Origin of the sequence: Oscillibacter sp., from assembly GCF_040505565.1 — a bacterium.
In the GTDB taxonomy this organism is placed as follows: domain Bacteria; phylum Bacillota; class Clostridia; order Oscillospirales; family Oscillospiraceae; genus Oscillibacter.
Genome location: NZ_JBEUWZ010000006.1, coordinates 54,384 through 76,322 on the forward strand (window position 1 = coordinate 54,384; position 21,939 = coordinate 76,322).

Sequence of the window (21,939 nt, forward strand, 5' to 3'; positions counted from 1 at the left end):
GGGAAATGAGGAATCACATGGTGGTATAAGCGCCGTTTTCAACCTTCACAACCATGGGAGCCTTGGAAACCTCGCCGTTGGTGCCCCAGGTCATCCCCTTGCCGGTCAGACCGTCCACGCTGAAGTCGGAGGCGGTAAAGGCGGCGATCATGGCCTCGCAGGTATCCTCATGACTCATGTCTGCGGTGATACCGGCCTTTTCACAGGCGGCATTTATGGCGTAGATGCAGTCATAGCCGTCGGCGGCAAACTGGTTGGGGGTCTCGCCGTAGGCCGCCTTATACTTGTCCACAAAGTCGGCTGCGCTGGCGTCGGAGGCATTGAACGGGGTCATGAGCATCAGGCCCTCGGCAAGGGAGGTGTCAAAGCCCTCCATGGACAAAATGCCGTCCATGCCGTCGCCGCCGAAGAAGATGGGAGAATAATCCATGCTCTTGGCCTGATTCAAAACCAGAGAGGCGGGCGTGTAATAGATGGGCATGAACACCAGCTCCGCACCGTTGTTCTTCGCGTCGGAGAGCTGGACGGAGAAATCCGTGTTGGTGTCGTCGGGGAACGTGGTGTTGGAGACCACTTCCAGGCCCTTTGCCGCTGCCTCGTTGGCAAAAGCGGTGGCAATGCCGGTGGAATAGGCGTCGCCGTTGTTATAGAGAACGGCCACCTTCTTGGCAAGGCCCTTATCCGCCACATAGTCGGCGGCGGTAGTGCCCTGACCGGGATCGGTGAAGCAAACCTGGAACACGTTGTCCTTGCCCGCAGTCACATCGGTGGAGGAAGCGGAGGGCGTCAGCTGGAAGTACCGGTCGGTATTGGTCTCAGCCGCCACATTGACGCAGGAGCCGGTGGTGGTGCAGCCGTAAACAATCTGCATACCCCAGTCCTGAAGCGTGTGATAGGCGTTGACGCCCTTTTCGGCGTCGGCCTCATCATCTTGAAAATTCAGTTCAAATTGCAGGCCGCCCTTGGCGTTGATCTCGTCTACGGCAATCTGCGCGCCGTTGCGGGTGGCGATGCCGTATGCGGCGGCTCCGCCGGTGAGGGGGCCGATGCCGCCGATCTTGATGGCGGCGGCAGTCGCGGCGGCGGAACCGGAGGCGCTGCCGCCGGACGCTGCGGGAGCGGAGGATGCGCCGCTGCTTCCGCAGCCGGCGAGAGTCGCCATCATGGCGGCGGCAAGAACAAAGCTGCAAACATTTTTCTTTTTCATCGTATAAATCTCCTTCAAATTTTTTGGTCCTGTGGCGGGGGTTGGATCGGCGGCCGTCCGGTCCGTATTCCCGCAGATGGAAGCCCAATCTATACAAAAAAGCGGCTGCACTCCAAGAGCGCAGCCGCTTTTCGTATCCTGAATCACGCGGTTTGACGTCTCCTGTGCCTATTCACTTCTTCCAAAACCAGCAGAACTACCAGTACCAGTACCAGCAGAACAGACAGGCCCAGTACCAGTACCAGCGTAATGGTAATGAGGGTAATGCTAATGAGCGCAATAATAATGGACGCCGCAATTACGGCGTCCAGAATCAGAGCGATGGCATTGTTGGAAGCAAAATTTGCGCAGGTGAAAGGAGCCTCTGCGTGGTTTGCAGACGCGGTCATATTCGTATGGAAGCAATTCGTAAAGGTCATAACCGTCAGGCTCCTTCCTGTAAAATTTATATTCCCGAAAATTCAAATCCCGTATGGATTGGTCTTATTGTAGCGGCGAAGAAGCGGAAAGTCAACCGCCAAAGCAGCGGCAATTTTCATAAATTCATCCTGAAAAGTCTCCGATAACACAGCGTATTTTACAAAATACGCAATTTTTATTGAAAATTTGTCAGACCTCGGAATCGTTGTCTGCCGAGTGGAGTCCTTTCATTTTTAGTTTTTAAATGCGTCTTGACCTCTTCAATTTTGGGAAAGTACAGCTTGCTAGACCTATCCGTCTGATATATAATTTATAGATGCATATGATATACTTCACCAGCCGATTTGGTCTGGAGTTATATGAAGGCTGTCTGCGCTGGTGCGTGGAATCGAAAAACTACGGAAAGAAGGATTTGAGAAAGAATCATGAAAACACTGATCGTCTACTATTCGTTTGAGGGCAACACCCGATACGCAGCCCGGCTCCTTGCCGAAAAGCTGGACGCCGAGACACTGGAACTGGAACCGGTGAAGGACTATCCCCGTGGAAAAGCAAGCAAATTTGTGTTCGGCGGCGCGGCAGCCTCCTTTTCGGCCACACCGGAGTTGAAGCCCTATGTGTGCCAGCCGGAAAAATATGACCTCGTCATTTTGGGTTCTCCCGTCTGGGCCAGCCGGGTCGCTCCCCCGATGAATACATTTTTGAAATCCATCGATCTGCGGCAAAGCCGCGTTGCCGCCTTCGCATGCTGTGCCGGCGGAAGCACGGAACGGCTATTCGCCGCGCTGGAGAAACAGGTTGGCACGCTGACGGAAAGGGCCAGTTTTCTCAACCCGGCTTCTCACCAAGAAGCCGCGGAAAAAGAGGCCGCGCGGTTCGCAGCGGCACTTCTCCATGCATAAGGCGGCACGGTCATCCCTCATTCCCGTTCAGACTCCGACCTCTTGATACAGCCCAAAAGCAGCGCCCCCTGTCAGCCGGAACCCGGCGGGCAGGGGGCGCTTTGTCCGCGGGATCCTCAGTCCGCCACGGTGGGGACGGCGTCCTCCGGAATCGGACAGCTATACCCCCGCGCGGTCCGCTCAAGAAATTCCGCCTTTGCCGACTCCAGAGTCTCCGGACTGTTCATAAGATCGATGGCCGCCGCGCACAATACCTTTCCGGCGTGGATCGCCGCCTTGTGGCCGATAGACGTTCGGTCGCAGGATACATTCTGCCAGCTGTGGCCCGGGCATCCGTTGGGCCAGGACGCCACATGAATCTGCGCCGTGGGGCACTCCCAGCTGACGTCCCCCACGTCGGTGGAACCGGGCTTGAACGCCTCCCCCTGATAAAGAGGCAGGAGAAAATCATTCATGGCGCGGCCGTTTTCGCTACGCAGAGTTTTCACGCGCACGGCATATTCCGAATCGTAATCACATCCGATCCCCGGCAGGGTATCCGCCCCCTCATAGGTTCCGGCGAGACCGTCGGCAAAGGTCAACTCCTCCTCCGTGTGGGTAGGGACGCCCAGCTCCGTGAAATTCTCATGGAGCAGCTTTTCCAGCGTGTGGTTGGTAACCGTGTCGGCGAGGCCGTCGATAAATTTCCGCTCAAAAGCGGTGTCGGTCATGAGAGCGGCGCCCTGAGCGATCCGATCCACCCGTTTTTGAAGCTCCACCGCCTCGGATACATGGTTGGAGCGGACCATGTACAAAACCGTTGCCCGGGGCTGGACCACGTTGGGGCTGCGGCCGCCCGCATCGGTGATGGCATAATGGATGCGGGCCTTGTCGCTCATGTGCTCCCGCAGGAACTGAACGCCGATGTTCATCAGCTCCACCGCGTCCAGGGCGCTGCGCCCCCGCTCCGGGCTTCCCGCGGCGTGAGACGCCACGCCGGTAAAGTGATACTGCACCTGGATGCAGGAGTTGGAGGACCCGGTGGCCACCTCGTTGCGGTCCTCCGGGTGCCAGGTCAGGGCAGCGTCCAGGTCGCGCCAGAGTTGGTCACGGGCCATAAACGCCTTTGCCGCGCCGCCCTCCTCGCCGGGACAGCCATACAAGACCACGGTACCGGGGCGCTTGGTGTTCTCCAGATATGCCTTTACCCCTATGGCCGCGGCCATGGCCCCCGCGCCCAGCAGATTGTGTCCGCAGCCGTGTCCGCAGCCGCCGGGAACAACCTCCTCGCGTTTCAGGCTTCCGCCCTTTTGCGAGAGGCTGGAGAGTGCGTCGTACTCCGCCAGAATGCCGATCACGGGACGGCCCGTACCAAAACTGGCGGAAAAGGCCGTGGGGATGTTGCAGATTCCCCTCTCCACCGTGAAGCCCTCGTTTTTCAAGATTTCGCAATACAATGCGGCGGACTGCTCCTCCTGTAGGGCCAGCTCCGCAAACCCCCAGATGGAATCCGCCGTCCGGACAATCAGGTCCGCCTTTTCCTCAATGGCAGCCACTGCCGCCAGTTTTTCCTCGGTCATAGTCCTGTACTCCTTTTCTTTGCTTCGCCAATGTGCCGGTCTGCGCCTGCCGTGGCTGATGCCGGAGCAAACGCCGCCGCACGTAATACAGCTTGTTTATTTTACCGCTCATTCAGCCGCCCTGCAAGAGCGATGCTCTATTTTTTTGCCGGTCGTCCTCCGGACTGCGGACACGTGGTACATTCCGGGCTTTGTTCGCTTGCGCGGTCGCCGCTATTTCCGAATTTTCTTTTAAAAGATCGGAACTTTTTTCCAGCGCCTACGTCTATCTCCAATGAAAGCGGAACGGACCGATTTCTGCGTTCCGCGGTGAAAACGAGAAAAGGAGAATCATTATGAATCTGAAACGAAGATGCCTGTCTCTGGCGCTGAGTTTTCTGCTGGCGGTCAGCCTATGCGTACCCGCGCTGGCGGCGGACACCGCCATGGATCAGGAGCTGACGGAGGTGACACTGGCCGTAAAAAAAGCGGTGGACGTCTCTGACAGCTATACGGAATTCAACGGGACGGTACAGGACATGGGCGCGCTGCGCTACTGGTCCCTGAGCTGGTCCAGCGACGAGGGCAGCTATCTCAACATTCTGGCCTCCTCGGCGGGCAAGGTCATGCAGTACAGCGTCAATCGGGGCGGCGTCATGCCGCTGTCCTCGGGCGGATACGCTCCCACTCTGGCAAAGGTCACGGCAGCGCAGGCAGCCAAAACCGCCGGCGCATTTTTGAACAGGGTGCTGTCCAGCGGCGAGACCGCCGCGCTGACGGCGGACAGCACTGTCTCGCCTCTGTACGATTCCAGCGCAGATTTTTCGTTCTCCGCGCAGCTGAAGCTGGGCGGCGTGCCCTCCCCCATCCATGTACAGGTTCAGGTCGATTCCACGGACGGCACCGTAACCTATTTCAGCCGCGACGACGTCTATGAGGCCCGCGTGGGTACGCTGCCGTCTGCCTCCCCGAAGGTAACCGCCGCCGCCGCGGGTTTCTCCCTATCCTCCGCTGTGAAGCTGGAGCTTCAGTATGTGGACGCGGAGGACGGTAAAGCCGCCGTGCTGCGCTACGTACCCCTCTCCGCGGACGACCTCTATGTGGATGCCCAAACCGGTACGGTGGTGGACCTGACCAGCGTGTGGAACGGTCTGAACGCCGCGGCGGGAGGCATCGGAAACGGCGTCCCCAGCGTCACCGCCGCACGCGGCGAGGATGGCAAAGCCGACGGCGGGCTGAGCGACGCCGAGCAGGCCGCCATTCAAAAACTTCAGGGCGTACTCTCCAAGGCTGCGCTGGACGCCGCCGTCCGCAAGGTGACGGCGCTGGGGCTGAGTTCTTATACCCTCTCCTCCGCCAGTTACAGTCAGGACCCGGACACGGACGACGTGGTCTGCACCCTCTGGTACAAGCGTACACCGGCGTTCAGTGAATTAAAGGACGTGAGCCAGAACGACTACCGCAAGGGTAGTTTTGAGCAGTTCAAATCCCTGACAGTCAACGCCAAAACCGGCGCACTGCTCAGCGGCTGGGGATACCGTCCCTCTTATATGAAAGACGTGCAGGCCGACCGCGCTCGGCTTCAAGGCACAGCGGACGCCTTCTTAAAGCTGTACTGTCCGGATTACGTCTCCCACGTGGCTCTGTACGGAGGCGAGGACGGCGAGTTCCGGTACGACCGACAGGAAAACGGATACTTCTATCACAACAACGGCGTGGACATTACCGTCGATCCCGCAGACGGCTCGGTGATCTGCTTCAGCAACAGCTGGAACAAAGATCTGAAATTCCAGTCTGCCGACGGTGTGGTGGGTGAAAAGGCGGCTCTGGCCACCTACTGCGGCGCTTACGCCGCCAAACTCCAATACATTGCCTATCCCGTGTCCGTGGACACAGCCATCCCGGTGTGGAAGATCTATGCCGACGCCTGCGGCTCCGTGGCTTACCGCTATGTATTGGGCTATACCTATGAGGTAGACGGCAAGGCGATCCTTGGCGTGGATGCCAAGACCGGAAAGCTGGTGCGGGAGGAGCCGGAGGGTGTCTCCGCTGCGTACTCTGACATTTCCGCCAGTTATGCCAAAGCTCAGATTCAAGCGTTGGCGGACGCCGGCATCCGATTCAGTGACAGCGCCAAATTTCAACCCGCCGCGAAGCTGACCCAACGGGATTTGCTGGTACTGCTGCTCAACTCCTGCGGATACAGCTTCGATACGGAAGATCGCGCCGACGGCACGCTGGATCAGCTCTATGAGGCCGCGTGGAACGAGGGTTTTCTCCCCCGGGGCACACGCAGTCCGGAGCATGCCGTGACGCGGCTGGAACTGGTGAAGGCCCTTGTGAGCGCCTCACCCTACTCCCAGGCGGCACAGCTCAAGGGCATCTTCGTCACCTCCTTCCGGGATGCCTCTCAGGTCTCCGCCGACGACCTCGGCTATCTGGCCATCGCGCAGGGGCTGGGCATCATCAGCGGCAAAAAAGGGAGATTCTATCCCGCCAGGACAGCCACGCGGCAGGAGGCCGCGATGGTTCTGTATAATTACATGAGCCGCTGAGCCGCCCGTCTTTCAGGCCGGACCGGAGCAGACTTTGTGCCGCAGCGACGCTGCTCTGCCTTTTAAAAACGGCTCTTGATCTTAATCAAAAACCCCGGGGACGTGAACGTCTCCGGGGTTTCTCCGTATTTCTGAAACCGCTGCGTTTGCAGTGCACCCGACAGACAATGCTGCCCGAAGATGCGTATTCTTACCGTTTACAGAACCTTGCTCAAAAAGTCCTGAAGCCGGGGGTTTTCAGGGTGGTCGAAAATATCGTCGGGACTTCCCTGCTCCAGCAGCTTTCCGTCCGCCATGAACAGAACCCGGTTACCTACCTCTCGGGCAAAGCCCATCTCGTGGGTGACAACCACCATGGTCATGCCCTCCCGGGCCAGCTCCTTCATCACGTCCAGCACCTCGCCCACCATTTCGGGGTCCAGAGCGGAGGTAGGTTCGTCAAACAGCATGACCTGCGGCTCCATGGCAAGCGCCCGCACAATGGCGACCCGCTGCTTCTGCCCGCCGGAAAGTTGGATGGGATAGGCCCCCGCCCGGTCCTTCAGCCCGACGCGATCCAGCAAAGCCAGAGCCTTTTCCTCAGCGGCGGCCTTATCCATATGCCGGACCTTCATGGGAGCCAGCGTCATATTATCCAGAATTGTCTTATGGGGGAACAGATTGAAGTGCTGAAATACCATGCCCATCTTCTGACGGTGCTGATCGATGTTCAGCTTCACCGTCCTTCCGTCCTCGGTCTTCGCCCTGACTTTGGTGATATCCACACCGTCAAAGACGATGGAGCCCTCCGTTGGCTCCTCCAGCAGATTCAGACTGCGAAGGAACGTGGACTTTCCGGAGCCGGAGGGACCGATGACCACCATCACGTCGCCCCGGTTAATATCCACCGACACGTCGTCCAGCGCCTTGATCGCGCCTCGGTTGTAGTATTTTTTCAGTCCGGTAACCCGGATCAGACTATCGCCTGTCGCCACGGCTCATCCTCCTCTCGAAGTACGCAATGATCTTACTGGTGGGGAAGGTCAGGCAGAAATACATGACCGTGGCCACAATCAGCGGCTCCGCCATGATGTACAGCGCACCCTTGGTGGCGTTGACGGCGGACATAATATCCTGCACACCGATGGTATATGTAATGGCGGATTCCTTGATGATGGTAACAAATTCGTTCGCAATGGCAGGCAGCGTATTCTTGATAGCCTGGGGCAGCACGACGTAGCGCATATTCTGCCCCTGCGTCAGTCCCAGAGAGCGCGCCGCCTCGGTCTGGCCCCCGTCGATAGACTGGATACCGGCACGAACGATCTCGGAGAGGTATGCGCCGGAGTTCAGCGCCAGCGCCACCACGCCGGGAATGAACCGCTCCAGACGGATGAATCCCAGCACCGTCACCTTCGGCAGGTCGATCACGGCCTTATCAAACAGCAGATAGTATACCAGCCAGAGCTGCACCAGCATAGGCGTGGCGCGGAAGACTTCCACATAGACGGTGGCAATAAAGCTGACGGGATTAAACCGGCTCAGTGCAAACGCAAACCCCTGCTCCCGCAGATGGCCCTCCCTGTCCACAGCCAGGAAGTGGAACGGTCTGAGATTGGACAGGCGCATGATTGCCAGCAGCAGCGCAAGGAAAAAGCCGAACAGCACCGTCAATGCGGAGAGCAGAATGGTAATCACCATGCCCTGCTTAAAGAGGTCGGCATACTGCGCAACCATTTGGAAGTGTTCCGCGGTTATCAAGTCGCTCATGAAATGGCTCCTTTCAATTCAGGTCAGGGGCTTGGAAACAGGCCAATTCCTCCCCGAAAAAACGGGGAGGAATTGAGCAGAATTCAGGTTTTGACCGCTCAACCGGCCTTAGAGGCAGAAGCGGCGGAGGAAGTAGCGGCGGAGGAGGTAGCGGAGGAAGAAGCAGCGGCATCCGTCTTTACGTTGCCGTTCTCATCCAGCAGACCCTCGTACTTGTTGCCGGAAGCCTGCTCATTGGCGTCAGCCACAAACTTCTCCAGAGAACCGTCAGCCTTAGCGGCGGCAATCGCGGCGTTGACAGCCGCCATCAGCGGAGCATTGCCCTTCTGCACGCCGATGGCGGAACCCTCCACATCATAGGGAACATCCATCACAAGCTCCAGATCGGGGTAATTTATCTGATAGCTCGTAGCCACAGCGGTCTCAATATAAGCGGCATCCAGCTTGCCGGACAGCAGCTCTGCAATAATGTCGGTGACCTTTGCCAGCTGAATAATGCTGGCGTTGGGGGAATCTTTCTGGGCAAGGTCGGCCTGAATGGAACCGGTCTGGGCGCCCACGGATACGTTGGGGTTGTTAATCGCCTCAAAGGAGTTGTACTTGTCGGCATTGGCTTTCACCGTCACCAGAGACTGCCCGCCGGTATAATAGATGTCGGAAAAATCCATGGCGTTGGCACGGGAGGGGTCGGGAGAGAGGCCGGCCATGCCCAGATCCACATTTTTCATGCCCACTTCCATAATCACGCCGTCAAAATCCATGGGGACGGGGTCCAGTTCAAGGCCCATGTAATCCGCTATGTACTGAGCCAGAGCCATATCGAAGCCAGCCAGCTGGGGCTTTCCGTCGTCGCCGATGGCATAAAACTCATAGGGTGCGAAATCGGGGGAGGTAGCTACAGTCAGCTTGCCGGGAGCCACGGTCTCGATGGTGGCCCCCGCAGCGCCGCTGCCGGAGGCCGAACCGCTACCGGAGGCGGCAGAGCCGGAGGACGCGGCTCCGCTGCTGCCGCAGGAGGCCAGGGACAGAGCCATTGCCAGACTCAGCGCAAGCGCAAAAAACTTTTTCATAATGATCTCATCCTTTTCCAAAAATGTGCTCACCCGCAGATGCGGGCCCTATTCATTCTTTTCCACAGAAGGGAGGCCCCTTCTTCTGAAACTTGCTATACCTTATCACGCCGGAAGCAAAATGTCAATACTTTTCCATAAAAAATGAATAATTATTTGTTTAAGGCTATTTTACCGCAAAAATAACCAGCAGTTTACTCTATAAATCAGGTACTAAATTGTGTATTTTAACAACACCCGCTTTGTATTAGGCGTAAATTTATGCATGCATATCCTCGAAAAATGCATAAATTTCACAATACATTCATTCACAGTTTTTACATTGAACGGGCCAGCCTTTGCCGCGTCCACTCTCCGTCTTTCCAAAACTGACCTCGCGGGGCAGACCGCTCCCGGCAGAAAAGGCGGGCCGACCGATCGCCGTCAACCCCTGCCCTCAACTGTCGTGGATCTCCCTTTTAAATTTTCGGAGGAAATCCATGCTCTCCCGCAGACTTCTTTCCCCGAATCAGCTCCATCGCCTCCGACGTTATCTCCTTATGCAGAATGGCGGTGGGACGGCCGAGAAAATATCCCTGCATCAGATCCACTCCCAAATCGATCACCGTCTCCAGTTCCCGGGGCGTCTCCACTCCCTCGGCAATCACCTTCATGTTCCGCTGATGGGCATAGGCCACCAGATTAGAGACAATTTCCTGACGATCCCGGCTGGCATCAATGCTTCGAATAATGGAAATGTCAATTTTTGTAAAAGCAGGAGCTAACTCCAGCAGATTCTTCTCGCTGCTATAGCCGCTGCCGTAATCATCCAACGCAAACATGCCGGAAAATCCCGGAGCCTCCCGTTTGGCGCGGGTACACGCATTGTCCATGTCTTCAGACTCCAAAATCTCCGTGACAATGCGGGGCTGAAGCGTGGAAAAAAGCCGGTGAAATTCCTCCGCGCGCCGGGGCGTCATGGCCTGGCTTGCGATGGAATTGACAAACAGCAGCGCGTCCGGTACGGCCTGCCCCTGATCCAGCAGATTCTGAAAAATCTCCGCAGACTTGAACCACGTCAGCCGCTCAATATCATTCAGGCGTCCCTCCCTCCGGGCAATGTTCAGGATCTGCTCCGGACCCTTCAGCGTGGTGGCATCCACCCGCATCAACGCTTCATAGGCCATAATTTTGCCGGTATGGGCGTCGGCAATCGGCTGAAAATGGTAAGTAAGCCGTCCCTCGTCCAGTATCCTATGAAATTCCTGACGGCACTCGGAAGAATCGTTGGCCTGTTGATATTGCTCCAGATCAAACTCTATCACATTGTTTTTTCGTGCGTGTTTGACCTGATACATGGCAAAATCGGCATACTTCATCAATTCTCCGATGCCGCAGCTGTCGAGGGGATACCAAGCAACGCCGCCTGAAATGCTGAGATACTGCGGCAATCCATCCGGCAGGATGATGAATTCCTGCCGCACGGCATCCACAAGCTGGCCGATCTTGCTCCGAATCTCGCTCTGACCTGAATACCCATAAAAGAGTAAGAAAAATTCATCACCGGACTGCCGCGCCACCAGTGTTCCCGTTGGGGCTGCGTGCAGAAAACACTGGCCTGCACAGCGAATGTACTGATCCCCGGAATCATGGCCGAAGCGGTCGTTGATGCCCTTCAGATTATCCAGGTCGATCATCAGCAGCGCCGCCGTCCCAAGCTGCTCCGGAGACAGGAACAGATCGTCAGCCATACGGCAGAATGCCCGTCGGTTGTAAATGCCGGTCAACAGGTCATAGTCCCGCTCGTGTTCAATCCGCAGTCGCTCCAATGTGGCCGCAGTGGCATTTTCCGCCAGGCCCACCAGACAGCCGCCGTCCCGCCGGATGCTTACACGGATATAGCGCACGCTGTCTCCTTCCTTGATCTTGTACAGACGTGAATCCCTCTTTGCACTCCTGGAAATCAAATTTGAATCCAATTGTTCCAGCAGCCGTCCGAATTGCTGCTGGGTTATCCCGGCTACATCCACATCCTTAATCCCCAGCATTGGGAAGAAATTTTCCGTGACGAACATGGATTCGTTGTCGCGGTACTCGAACCCGCCAAGTTCGACGCTTGCCATATCAATAATCCGCAGCATCTTGGTTGAGGATTCCATCACGCTGCGGCTGAGGGAGAAAATGGCTTTGGAAAACTGGTCAATCTCACTGATCCCCGTAGCCGGCAGATCTGGGATCCCGGTGTGACTTTTTTGGGCTTCGGCCACCCGATCAGCGAGAGTCTTGATAGGATCCGCCAGACTGCGGCTGATAAAAGCGCTGCCTAAAGCTCCAAAGAGAATTGTCACCAGCGCGATGGCAGTCAGGAGGGTACGCACGTAATCGGAGAAGTAGTACAAGTCCTTCTCCGCCGCCGCGCCGATCAGCACCCATTCCGCCCCTGAGAAGGGGGCGTTGTTGCTGTACAGGCGCAGTGGTTTCATGGCGGCGCAGTACTTTCGCCCGTCCGATTCAAAGCTTACACTGCCATCGCTGCGCGTCTCAACCGTCAGCGTCTCCGGCATCCGGTCAGAAAACACGCCATCGGCCAGCACGGGCTTGCAGACGCCGTCACGGCAGGTCGCAAGAATATAGGAACCGGCGTCCTTATAAAGCTCTTCGGCGGGCAGTTGACGGCTCAGGTAATCTGTCTGCAGTTCAACGCCCAGAACACCGTAGACCGTTCCGTCCCTCAGCTTCAGCGGCTGAGAATAGGAGATGCAGGTCGTATCGGAGCCATCCAGCCGATAGGGCTGCTCACTCCAATAACCGCAATATTGTGCGGAAAGGCTCCCCTTTGCATTCCGCGCAATCTGGAAAGGCTGTTGAAAAAAGTCCCGCCCGGAGCCGGAGCGGAACGTGTACTGCGGTTTCCAGTCCGAGTTGGTGGACAGGTGCGATCGGACCACAGCCACCGGCGCCCGCACCAGCAGCAGGTCCGCGTTGTGCATAGATTGGGGGGCGGAAGGGTCCATGTCCCGAATGCAGATGCCGGAGAAGGAGGCGTCCTCCCAATTGAAATCATCGGGGAGCTCCCGGGTATTCAGGATCACAAAGACGCCAGAGAGCCGCTTGGCGTACAAGGTGGAAGTCAGCTCCGGGACAATTCCGGTCAGTAATTCGTCTCCCCCCGGGCCGGAGCCGCTTGGCCCCAGCGCATCCAGATCCAGTGATCCGTTTTCAACCATGTCGGAGGCGGTGGCGTTGATGGTCTCCTGCAGCGATGAGAGATTACTCCAGGACGAAACCATGGCAGTTTCCAGATAGTCCCGGCGGTTTTCCACCTGCTGAATCAGCATTTGATCGGCATTTTCCCGCAGTTGCGGGAAAACTCCACTGATAATAACACTTCCCATAAGGAGGGCAATCTCCAGGGCCAGCAGCCCCAGCATGGGGAGTATGAGGAAGCGGGACACAGGCCGCACCGCGCCGGGTTCCGCCGTCTTATTTAGTTTCATAAGCACTCTCCCTCCCAAACAGTCTGCCGGCGAGGAAACGGAGCCGCTCAGCTCTCCATCAGATCTTGCAGTTGGGTCAGCGTCGCCTTGTACCATTCCTCGAAATGCCGGTCCGAGACAAAGTCCTCTGCCGCCGATTTCAGACTCTGCCCCGTCTGAATCCGGGCAAGAACCTCTTTCCGATCCGCCGCCGCCTGATCGCTCATGGAATGCTCCAGCTCATTGCGGATATTACAGCCGCCTTCAAATGCCGGCGGCGTATAGAGAAGATTCTCATTGACTGTGTCCACAGATACCGTTAGGATCTCTTCCATCAGCTCCGTAAGTGCCAGGCCGCTGGCCTTAATGGCCGCCATACTGTTTGCCGCCTTCGTAACGGGGAGATAGCCCGAATCCACAGAAAACTGAATATTCCGCTGGGCATTCGTAAACCATTTCAAAAACTCAACACTGGCAGCGATGTCCGCCTCCGGGCCGTTTGTAACCACCATCCCCGCCCCCTGCTGGATGGCACAGGGCTTACCGTCCCGGAATTGAGGGCAGGGCAGTATTTTCAGTTTGATAGAATGGCTTTGCGTGTCACTGGTGGAAACGGTGTCGGGCAGGTAGGTGGCGCTGGAGGAGGAACCGACGCAGGCAATGATATTGCCGGTTTTCAGATCGTCGCTGCGGAAACGGCCGGTAGCCGCGAAATACCCTTTTACAAATGGAACATAGTAGTTGTCCCATAGCTTTCGAATCACGTCGGGGTCAAAATTCAGCTCCGTCTTTCCGTTCTCCACGGTAATAAGCTCCGTCCCAAGCTGCATGGAACCGGCAAAAAAGTAGTTGGCCATGGCGTCCCGTCCGAACAGGGCCTTGCCGTCATTCGGCTCGGGGGTCAGGCTGTCCGCCCAGTTGTAGTAGGCCTCGGCCGTTTCCGTAACACCCTCCACCGTGGCAAGAGCGTCCAGCGACGTGCCGGTCGCCCGGGCAAAAGCATCCCAGTCCGTCTCGTTTACCGCCAGAATCTCCACAGACTTGGCCACTGGGAATATCTTGATCTCTTGCCCGTTGAACTGTCCCTCTTTCAGGAAACTCTCCACATACTGATTCTGTTCCTCTTCCGTCAGATAGGCGTCCAGATCCGCAACAAAGCCCATCTGATCCAGTTGATACGCCGTATCGGCGTAGGCGGCAACAATGGCAGGCAGTTTCTCCGCGCCCACCTCGCCCTTTGCGGCGGCAAGCACGTTGTTGGCCAGATCGGATACCGTCCCCTGACTACTGCTGGTCACAACGATTCCCTTGTCCTTGCCCACGGTGTTGTTGAACTCATCCACCAGGGCGTTGAAAGAGATGAGCTGCGCGCCGTTGTAATAACTCCAGACCGTAATGGATACAGGCGCAGAGACGGAAGCCGCGCCCGCCGCGCCGCAGCCGGTCAGAAGCAGGAACACCCCAACGGAAAGCGCCGTCAGGGTGGATGCGCGATGGTGCTTCATAATATCCCTCCAATTTCATCTCCATCCGGCAGGGCCGCTCCGCACCCGCCGTTCTTTGACGTTTTGGCTCTATTTGGCTCTAAATGTGCGCCTGAATCTTGAATGTCTTGTATTCTATCACACCTTTTGGAGAAGTACAACACCGCGATTCGACCGTAAGCGTCCGTCATCTGCTTTTTTCTCTTCGGCGCGATGCCGTGCGAAATTATAATTTTTCTCCGAAGTCTTCTTGCAATCGGTGAAATGCTGTGCTATATTCATATTAAATGTAAAATACTTTTGTAAAAGTTGGAGGCGAATGCTGTGGTAAAGTCCGGAACGATGTCCACCATCGAGCTGCGCAGGCAGAATCGAAACCGTGTGTTCCGCAGCCTGATCAATTCGGGGGAACCGCTCACCAAGCAGGACCTGGCCACAGAGCTTTTTATGAGTCTGCCCACCCTGACGCAGAATCTGAAGGAGCTGAGCGCCATGGGCCTAATTGATGCCTCCTGCACCACGGACTCCACCGGCGGGCGAAAGCCACGACTGATCTCCGTGATACCGGACGCCCGTTTTGCCGTCGGCATTGAGCTGTCCAGCGGCAGCATCCGCATGGTGGCGCTGGACCTGAAGTGCAACCAGCTGGCCTTTCAGCAGTTTGTCCGGCCCTTTGAAAACACCGAGCCGGCCGCCAGAGAATTGGCCGGTCGGCTGGAGCAGTTTTTGGATGACGGCAATCTCTCCCGGGAACGCCTGCTGGGCGTTGGGATCACGGTCCCAGGCATCGTCAACGCGGACCAGACCATCATTGAGTATGCTCCCACCGCCCGAATCGGAAAAATGAGTTCCATATGGGTAAACCGCTATATTCCCTACCCCACATTTCTGGACAACGACGCCACCTGCGGCGGCTTTGCGGAATGGTGGAATCATGCGGAGATGGAAAATCTGGCCTATCTCTCCCTCAGCCGGGGCATCGGCGGCGCAATTCTGGTAAACGGCAGTGCTTACGACGGTGACCATCACCGCTCCGCGGAATTCGGTCACATGTGCATTCATCCCGGCGGGCGGACGTGCAACTGTGGCAAGCGGGGTTGTTTGGAGGCATACTGCTCCGCCACCCGACTCTCAGACGACCTGCACATCTCACTGGAGGAATTCTTTGCCGGCCTTTCTGCCGGAAATCCCGCCTATCAGAACACCTGGGAAACATATTTGGACGATCTGGCCCTGGCCGTCAGTAACATCCACACCATGCTGGACTGCAACGTGGTCATTGGCGGCGCGTTCCCCCAGTATCTGTCCAACTATCAGGGTGTGCTGGTAGATCGGCTGAGCCGTCTGAACCCCTTTACCGATGACGGGGACTATGTCCACTTCTGCCGCTATCACGACCGGTCCATCTGTGTGGGCGCAGCTCTGCGGTATGTCGCCGAGTTTATCGCGCAAGTATAAGACCGCACCGCACCATCGCAACCTCCGCCTTTGATATACGTCTGCTTACGCACCTTCCGCCATCCTGCGTGAGAATCTCCGGATGGGCTGGCGTATGTTTACGTTTGTTCCTCGCACCCACTCTTTTTTAAGCGGGCCGGAGCGCCGCTGGGAACGTTCGACAGGACGTTCCCAGCGGGCTTTTTTTATTCCCTGAAAGGCAGATATTTCTCTTGTGGAAACAGAAAAATAGCCATAGCAATTTTATGAATTGTGCCAAATCTGTTTTACCTGCACAAAAATATATTGACAGTGGACCTCCCAATGTGTAATATTTTGCTTAAGGAAAGTATATTTGTAAAAGTCGTTTTTTATTTGACAAATTTTGTACTCCACCGCGCAAAGGCGCGCGGAAAACATACGGTACTACAAATTTGGAAAAGGAGCGAATACGATGAAGAAGAAACTTTTGTCTCTGGCCCTTGCAGCAATGATGACCCTCTCTCTCGCCGCCTGCGGCGGCGGAGGAGCCTCTTCCGGGGCAGCCAGCGCTTCCGCCGGCAGCGCCAGCGCCAGTTCCAGCACCGCTGCTTCCACCGGCGTAAAGGTGGGCGTGTCCATGCCCACGCAGTCTCTGCAGCGCTGGAATCAGGACGGTACCAACATGAAGGCCGAGCTGGAAAAAGCGGGCTATGAAGTGGACCTTCAGTATGCCGGCGACAACGACATCCCCACTCAGGTCAACCAGCTGGAGAACATGATTACCGGCGGCTGCAAGGTTCTGGTCGTCGCCTCCATCGACGGTTCCGCCCTGACCGAGGTTCTGAAGGGCGCCAAGGATGCCAACATCCCCGTCATCGCCTATGACCGTCTGATCATGAATTCCGACGCCGTCAGCTATTACGCCACCTTCGACAACTACAAAGTTGGCCAGTTCCAGGGCAACTACATAAAGGACGCGCTGGATCTTGACAATCAGGCTGGCCCATTCAACATTGAGTTGGTCACTGGCGCGCCGGACGACAACAACGTGAACTTCTTCTTCGGCGGCGCTATGGACGTGCTGCAGCCCTACATCGACTCCGGCAAGCTGGTAATTCCCTCCGGCCAGACCTCCAAGGCCCAGTGCGCTACCCCCAACTGGTCCACTGAGGAATCCCAGAAGCGTATGGAGAACCTGATCACCTCCAACGGCTACGGCCCCACCGCAACCAAGCTGGACGCGGTCCTCTGCTCCAACGACTCCACCGCCAACGGCGTGACCAACGCCCTGCTGGGCGCGGGATACACCGCTGACAACATGCCCATCATCACCGGACAGGACTGCGATAAGCCCTCCGTGAAGAACATGCTGGCTGGGACTCAGAGCATGTCCATCTTTAAGGACACCCGGACTCTTGCCTCCCAGGTCGTTGAAATGGTGGACTGCATCCTCCAGGGCAAGGAAGTCCCCGTGAATGACACCAAGACCTATGACAACGGCACCGGCGTGATCCCCTCCTTCCTGTGCGATCCCGTGGTCTGCACGAAGGATAATTACAAGCAGTTGCTGATCGACTCCGGATACTATACCGAAGCGGATCTGGCCTGATTTTCCGCAGTCATCTCGCTGGCCTTGTCCGCCGGCATCGACTCAGAGCGGGCGGAGGTTTCCTCCGCCCGCCTTTCCTTTAAAGCAACTCCGCGCCTTTGCGCGGGCCAATCGCAGCAGATATGGGAGGGATCGACTTGGCAAAAAAACTCTTGGAAATGCGTAGCATTATCAAAGAATTCCCCGGCGTCCGGGCACTGGACAACGTGAATTTGGAGGTGGAAGAGGGTGAGATCCACGCTCTGGTGGGCGAAAACGGAGCTGGAAAATCTACGCTGATGAACGTTCTGTCCGGCATCTACCCCTACGGCACCTATCAGGGCGATATCATCTACGACGGAGAGGTCTGTAAATTCAGCAAGATCAACGACAGTGAGAGCAAAGGTATCGCCATTATCCATCAGGAACTGGCGCTGGTTCCCTATCTCACGATCGGAGAGAACATGTTCCTCGGAAACGAGCAGGGCAAAACCTCCCGAATCGACTGGGACAAGACTTACGACCTTGCCGCAAAGTATCTCCAGACCGTAGGGCTGGCAGAATCGCCCCGAACGCAGATTAAGGATATCAGCGTTGGCAAGCAGCAGCTGGTTGAGATCGCCAAGGCGCTGACGAAAAACGTTCGGCTGCTGATCTTGGACGAACCCACCGCCTCCCTCAACGAGACGGACTCCCAGAAGCTGCTGAACCTGCTTCTTCAGTTTAAATCCAAAGGCATGACGTGTATCATCATTTCCCATAAGCTGACCGAGGTGTCGTATGTTGCGGACAAAATCACCATTATTCGCGACGGCGCCACCATTGAGACGCTGGTCAAGGGTGTGGACGACTTTCACGAGGAACGCATCATCAAGGGCATGGTTGGCCGTGAGCTCATCGACCGCTTTCCCAAACGGGAGAGTCATATCGGGGACGTTGCCATGGAGATCCGGGATTGGTGCGCGGAGCACCCCACCTACGCCGGACGCATGGTCTGCAACCATGTGAGCCTGAATGTCCGCCGGGGCGAGATCGTGGGCATCAGCGGCCTGATGGGCGCGGGGCGCACGGAGCTGGCTATGAGCATTTTCGGCCGGAGTTACGGCACGAACATCAAGGGCACTCTGCTTTTGAACGGGCAGGAGGTTCACCTCCGCTCCGTCACCGACGCCATCAATCACAAGCTGGCCTATGTCACGGAGGACCGAAAGGGCAACGGCCTGATTCTTTCCAATCCCATCCGGCAGAACACCACGCTGGCCCGGATGGAGCGCATCAGCAACCATCAAATTCTGGATAAGGATCTTGAGATCAAATACGCCAATGAGTACAAGGACATTCTCCGCACCAAATGCTCCGGCATCGAGCAAAATGTGGGTAACCTCTCCGGCGGAAACCAGCAAAAAGTCCTGCTGAGCAAGTGGATGTTTGCCGAGCCGGATGTCCTGATTTTAGACGAACCCACCCGCGGCATTGACGTGGGTGCAAAATATGAAATTTACTGCATCATGAACGATCTGGTATCTCAGGGCAAAGCAGTTTTGATGATCTCCTCGGAGATGCCGGAGTTGCTGGGTATGTGCGATCGGATCTACGTGATGAACGAGGGTACCGTCGTGGGCGAGCTGACACGCGAGCAGGCCAGTCAGGAGAGCATCATGGCCTGCATCCTCAAATCCAGTGGAAATAAAGGAGCAATGGCGATATGACAGAGACGAAAAATAAATCCGTGGCAAGACCGCTGACCGGATTTTTGAAAAAGAACACCATGGTGATCGCCCTGGTACTGGTGACTCTTCTATTTGAAATTCTCATTATCACCGTGGCACATAAGCCTGCAAGTCAGGCGCTGCTAACCCCGGCGAATATCTCCAACCTGATTTCTCAGAACAGCTACGTGGTCATTCTGGCCGTCGGTATGCTGATGTGCATTCTCACCGGCGGCAACATCGACCTGTCCGTGGGCTCCATCGTAGCTCTGGTGGGTGCGGTAGCCGGCACTCTGATCGTCAACATGCATGTGAACATCTGGCTGGCGATGATCATCTGTCTGCTGGTGGGGCTTGCCATCGGCGCATGGCAAGCATACTGGATCGCCTACATCCGCATCCCGCCCTTCATCGTCACTCTGGCCGGCATGCTTTTGTGGCGCGGCCTGGCCCAAATCATTCTGGACGGTCTGACCATCTCCGGATATCCGGAAAGCTATCTGAATCTGTTCAACAGCTATGTCCCCGGCAGCGACGCGGAGAAAGGCATTATTTTGCCCGTCACGCTGGTGATCGGCATCGTGCTGTGCGCGGTGTATCTGGTCACGCAGTTCATGAACCGGGCAAAGCGGAAGCGCAACAACTATGAAGCCCAGAGCACATCCATGTTCTGGAGCAAAAACGTGGTGGTATGTGTTCTGATTATGGCCCTGTCTCTGATGCTGGGCAACCATAAGGGTCTGCCCACCATTTTGATTCTGCTGGCCGTCATCGTCCTGATCTATGCGTACTACACGCAGAACACCGTCCCCGGACGCCACCTGTACGCCATGGGCGGCAACGAAAAGGCCGCCAAACTCTCCGGTATCAACACCAATCGGACCATGTTCTTTGCCTACACCAACATGGCGTTTTTGTCCGCCGTGGCCGCTCTGGTTGTCACCGCCCGGTTCAATTCCGCCGCCCCCTCTGCCGGCACCAGCTACGAGATGGACGCCATCGGCGCCTGTTTCATTGGCGGGGCTTCGGCTTACGGCGGCACGGGAACCGTAGGCGGCGCAGTGATCGGCGCAGTGTTCATGGGTGTCATCAATAACGGCATGTCGATCCTTGGCATTGACGCCAACTGGCAGAAGGTCGTCAAGGGTCTGGTGCTGCTGGCCGCGGTCATCTTCGACGTGGTGAGCAAGCGTCGGGCTCAGTCTGAATAAGCGGGGGCCTCTATGGACTGCATACTTGGAATTGACCTAGGTACCTCCGGCACAAAGACCGTCCTGTTTGACACGAAGGGGATCACCCTCGCCAGCCACACCGTGGAATATCCCCTCTATCAGCCGAATAACGGCTGGGCGGAACAGGACCCCGAGGACTGGTGGCAGGCGGTGAAGGAAACCGTGCGGGCCGTTTTACAGACCGCCGGCATAGACGCAAATTCCGTCCGGGGCGTGGGACTCTCCGGTCAGATGCACGGGCTGGTGATGCTGGACGGGTACGGAAACGTCCTGCGCCGGGCCATCCTCTGGTGCGACGGACGGACCCAGAAGCAGTGCGACGAGATCACAAAGACTGTGGGCCGGGAAAAGCTCATCGCGATCACCGCCAACCCCGCTCTCCCCGGCTTCACCGCCGGAAAGATTCTGTGGGTGCGGGAGCAGGAGCCGGAAATTTACGAAAAGTGCCGCCACATCCTGTTGCCCAAGGATTTTATCCGCTACAAGCTCACCGGCGAGTTCGCAACGGAGGTGTCCGACGCCTCTGGTATGAACCTGTTGGACGTGCCGAACCGCCGCTGGAGCGGTGAGGTTCTCTCAGCTCTTGACATTGACCCGGCAGTGCTGGGAACCATGTACGAGTCCGTCGACGTGACGGGAACCGTCACGAAGTCTGCGGCGGAGGCCACCGGCCTCGCCGCGGGTACTCCGGTGGTGGGCGGCGCGGGAGACAATGCTGCCGCCGCCATTGGTACCGGCGTGGTGGAGACCGGGCGGGCGTTCACCACCATCGGTACCTCCGGCGTCATTTTTGCTCACTCCGACAAGGTCACCATCGACCCCAGGGGCCGGGTTCATTCCTTCTGTTCTGCCGTTCCCGGCGCATGGACCGTCATGAGCTGCACGCTGGCGGCGGGCTTGTCTCTCCAGTGGTTCCGCAACAATTTCTGCGGCGCGGAAAAAGAGACGGCCGCGGGTATGGGCATAGACCCCTACGAGCTGATGACCGCCGCAGCGGCAAAGTCCCCTGTCGGCGCCAACCGCCTGATCTACCTCCCCTATCTGATGGGGGAGCGCTCCCCTCTTCTAGACTCCGATGCGAGAGGCGCGTTTCTCGGCCTGTCCGCCATGCACACAAAGCGGGACCTGACCCGCGCCGTGTTGGAGGGAGTCACCTATTCTCAGCGGCAGTGCCTGGACGTGTTCCGGGAGATGGGAGTTCCCATCGGGCAGATGATGGCCTGCGGCGGCGGGGCCGCCAGTCCCTTCTGGCGGCAGATGCTCGCCGACGTGTACGGCTGTCCGGTGCAGACCGTGACCTCCCGGGAAGGACCTGCTTTGGGCGCGGCGATTCTAGCGGGCGTGGGCGCGGGCATCTGGAAGTCCGTAGGAGAAGGCTGCGAGGCCGTTATCCGTCTAAATTCTGCGCAGGAACCGGACATCGCCGCGGGTGCTGCCTACGAGCCGTTCTATCGGCTGTATTGTTCGCTGTACCCCGCGCTGGCACAGCCGTTCCACACACTGGCCGCCCTGTGACCTCCGGAATGGCTGCTTTCTCACCGCCGCATCCCTTGACAGCATTTGCTGCGTCAGTCCCTTTAATCGCAATCTATAAACGAGAGGAAAACCACT

15 protein-coding genes are annotated in these 21,939 nt (G+C 57.2%); 7 read left to right on the forward strand and 8 right to left on the reverse strand.

Going from position 1 to position 21,939, the window contains the following annotated elements; genetic code table 11:
- Positions 1-13 precede the first annotated feature (13 nt).
- Both ABWQ15_RS02025 and ABWQ15_RS02030 read right to left on the reverse strand, forming a co-directional pair.
- Positions 14-1,207: an ABC transporter substrate-binding protein gene (locus ABWQ15_RS02025; protein WP_353907154.1), complete on the reverse strand. Its 1,194-nt coding sequence runs from the start codon at positions 1,205-1,207 to the stop codon at positions 14-16.
- 143 nt (positions 1,208-1,350) lie between these two features.
- On the reverse strand, positions 1,351-1,626 hold the full coding sequence (locus ABWQ15_RS02030) for a hypothetical protein (RefSeq protein WP_353907155.1): 276 nt from the start codon (positions 1,624-1,626) through the stop codon (positions 1,351-1,353).
- 426 nt (positions 1,627-2,052) lie between these two features.
- Here ABWQ15_RS02030 and ABWQ15_RS02035 point away from each other — a divergent pair, with 426 nt between their 5' ends.
- Complete coding sequence (locus ABWQ15_RS02035) at positions 2,053-2,529, forward strand: flavodoxin family protein (RefSeq protein WP_353907156.1); 477 nt, start codon at positions 2,053-2,055, stop codon at positions 2,527-2,529.
- A gap of 116 nt (positions 2,530-2,645) precedes the next feature.
- Here the strand turns inward: ABWQ15_RS02035 and ABWQ15_RS02040 are convergent, their stop codons facing one another.
- Positions 2,646-4,088, reverse strand: coding sequence for an amidohydrolase (locus tag ABWQ15_RS02040; protein ID WP_353907157.1), 1,443 nt, complete (start codon positions 4,086-4,088; stop codon positions 2,646-2,648).
- Positions 4,089-4,423: 335 nt separating this feature from the next.
- Between ABWQ15_RS02040 and ABWQ15_RS02045 the strand changes: the two genes are divergently transcribed.
- Positions 4,424-6,622, forward strand: coding sequence for an S-layer homology domain-containing protein (locus ABWQ15_RS02045; protein WP_353907158.1), 2,199 nt, complete (start codon positions 4,424-4,426; stop codon positions 6,620-6,622).
- Between the two features lie 197 nt (positions 6,623-6,819).
- Here ABWQ15_RS02045 and ABWQ15_RS02050 read toward each other — a convergent pair whose 3' ends face one another.
- The 5 genes from ABWQ15_RS02050 to ABWQ15_RS02070 all read right to left on the reverse strand — a co-directional run bounded on the left by ABWQ15_RS02050 (position 6,820) and on the right by ABWQ15_RS02070 (position 14,401).
- Complete coding sequence (locus ABWQ15_RS02050; protein ID WP_502919104.1) at positions 6,820-7,578, reverse strand: amino acid ABC transporter ATP-binding protein; 759 nt, start codon at positions 7,576-7,578, stop codon at positions 6,820-6,822.
- Position 7,579: 1 nt separating this feature from the next.
- Complete coding sequence (locus tag ABWQ15_RS02055; protein ID WP_353907159.1) at positions 7,580-8,371, reverse strand: amino acid ABC transporter permease; 792 nt, start codon at positions 8,369-8,371, stop codon at positions 7,580-7,582.
- A 98-nt stretch (positions 8,372-8,469) separates the two neighbouring features.
- On the reverse strand, positions 8,470-9,441 hold the full coding sequence (locus tag ABWQ15_RS02060; protein WP_353907160.1) for a transporter substrate-binding domain-containing protein: 972 nt from the start codon (positions 9,439-9,441) through the stop codon (positions 8,470-8,472).
- A gap of 458 nt (positions 9,442-9,899) precedes the next feature.
- Positions 9,900-12,917, reverse strand: coding sequence for an EAL domain-containing protein (locus ABWQ15_RS02065; RefSeq protein WP_353907161.1), 3,018 nt, complete (start codon positions 12,915-12,917; stop codon positions 9,900-9,902).
- Between the two features lie 47 nt (positions 12,918-12,964).
- On the reverse strand, positions 12,965-14,401 hold the full coding sequence (locus ABWQ15_RS02070) for an extracellular solute-binding protein (protein WP_353907162.1): 1,437 nt from the start codon (positions 14,399-14,401) through the stop codon (positions 12,965-12,967).
- Between the two features lie 303 nt (positions 14,402-14,704).
- Between ABWQ15_RS02070 and ABWQ15_RS02075 the strand changes: the two genes are divergently transcribed.
- The 5 genes from ABWQ15_RS02075 to xylB all read left to right on the forward strand — a co-directional run bounded on the left by ABWQ15_RS02075 (position 14,705) and on the right by xylB (position 21,843).
- Positions 14,705-15,838, forward strand: coding sequence for an ROK family transcriptional regulator (locus ABWQ15_RS02075; protein WP_353907163.1), 1,134 nt, complete (start codon positions 14,705-14,707; stop codon positions 15,836-15,838).
- A 433-nt stretch (positions 15,839-16,271) separates the two neighbouring features.
- The gene (gene chvE, locus ABWQ15_RS02080) at positions 16,272-17,408 is read left to right on the forward strand and encodes a multiple monosaccharide ABC transporter substrate-binding protein (protein ID WP_353907164.1); all 1,137 of its coding nucleotides are present in this window, start codon (positions 16,272-16,274) and stop codon (positions 17,406-17,408) included.
- Between the two features lie 137 nt (positions 17,409-17,545).
- Positions 17,546-19,096 carry a multiple monosaccharide ABC transporter ATP-binding protein gene (mmsA, locus tag ABWQ15_RS02085; protein WP_502919103.1) on the forward strand — a complete coding sequence of 517 codons (1,551 nt, stop codon included), beginning with the start codon at positions 17,546-17,548 and terminating at the stop codon, positions 19,094-19,096.
- Positions 19,093-20,307, forward strand: a complete 1,215-nt coding sequence (gene mmsB / locus ABWQ15_RS02090; protein ID WP_353907166.1) for a multiple monosaccharide ABC transporter permease — start codon at positions 19,093-19,095, stop codon at positions 20,305-20,307. The genes mmsA and mmsB overlap by 4 nt, the downstream gene beginning before the upstream one ends.
- Before the next feature lie 12 nt (positions 20,308-20,319).
- Entirely contained in the window at positions 20,320-21,843 is a 1,524-nt protein-coding gene (gene xylB / locus ABWQ15_RS02095) for a xylulokinase (RefSeq protein WP_353907167.1), read from the forward strand.
- Positions 21,844-21,939 lie beyond the last annotated feature (96 nt).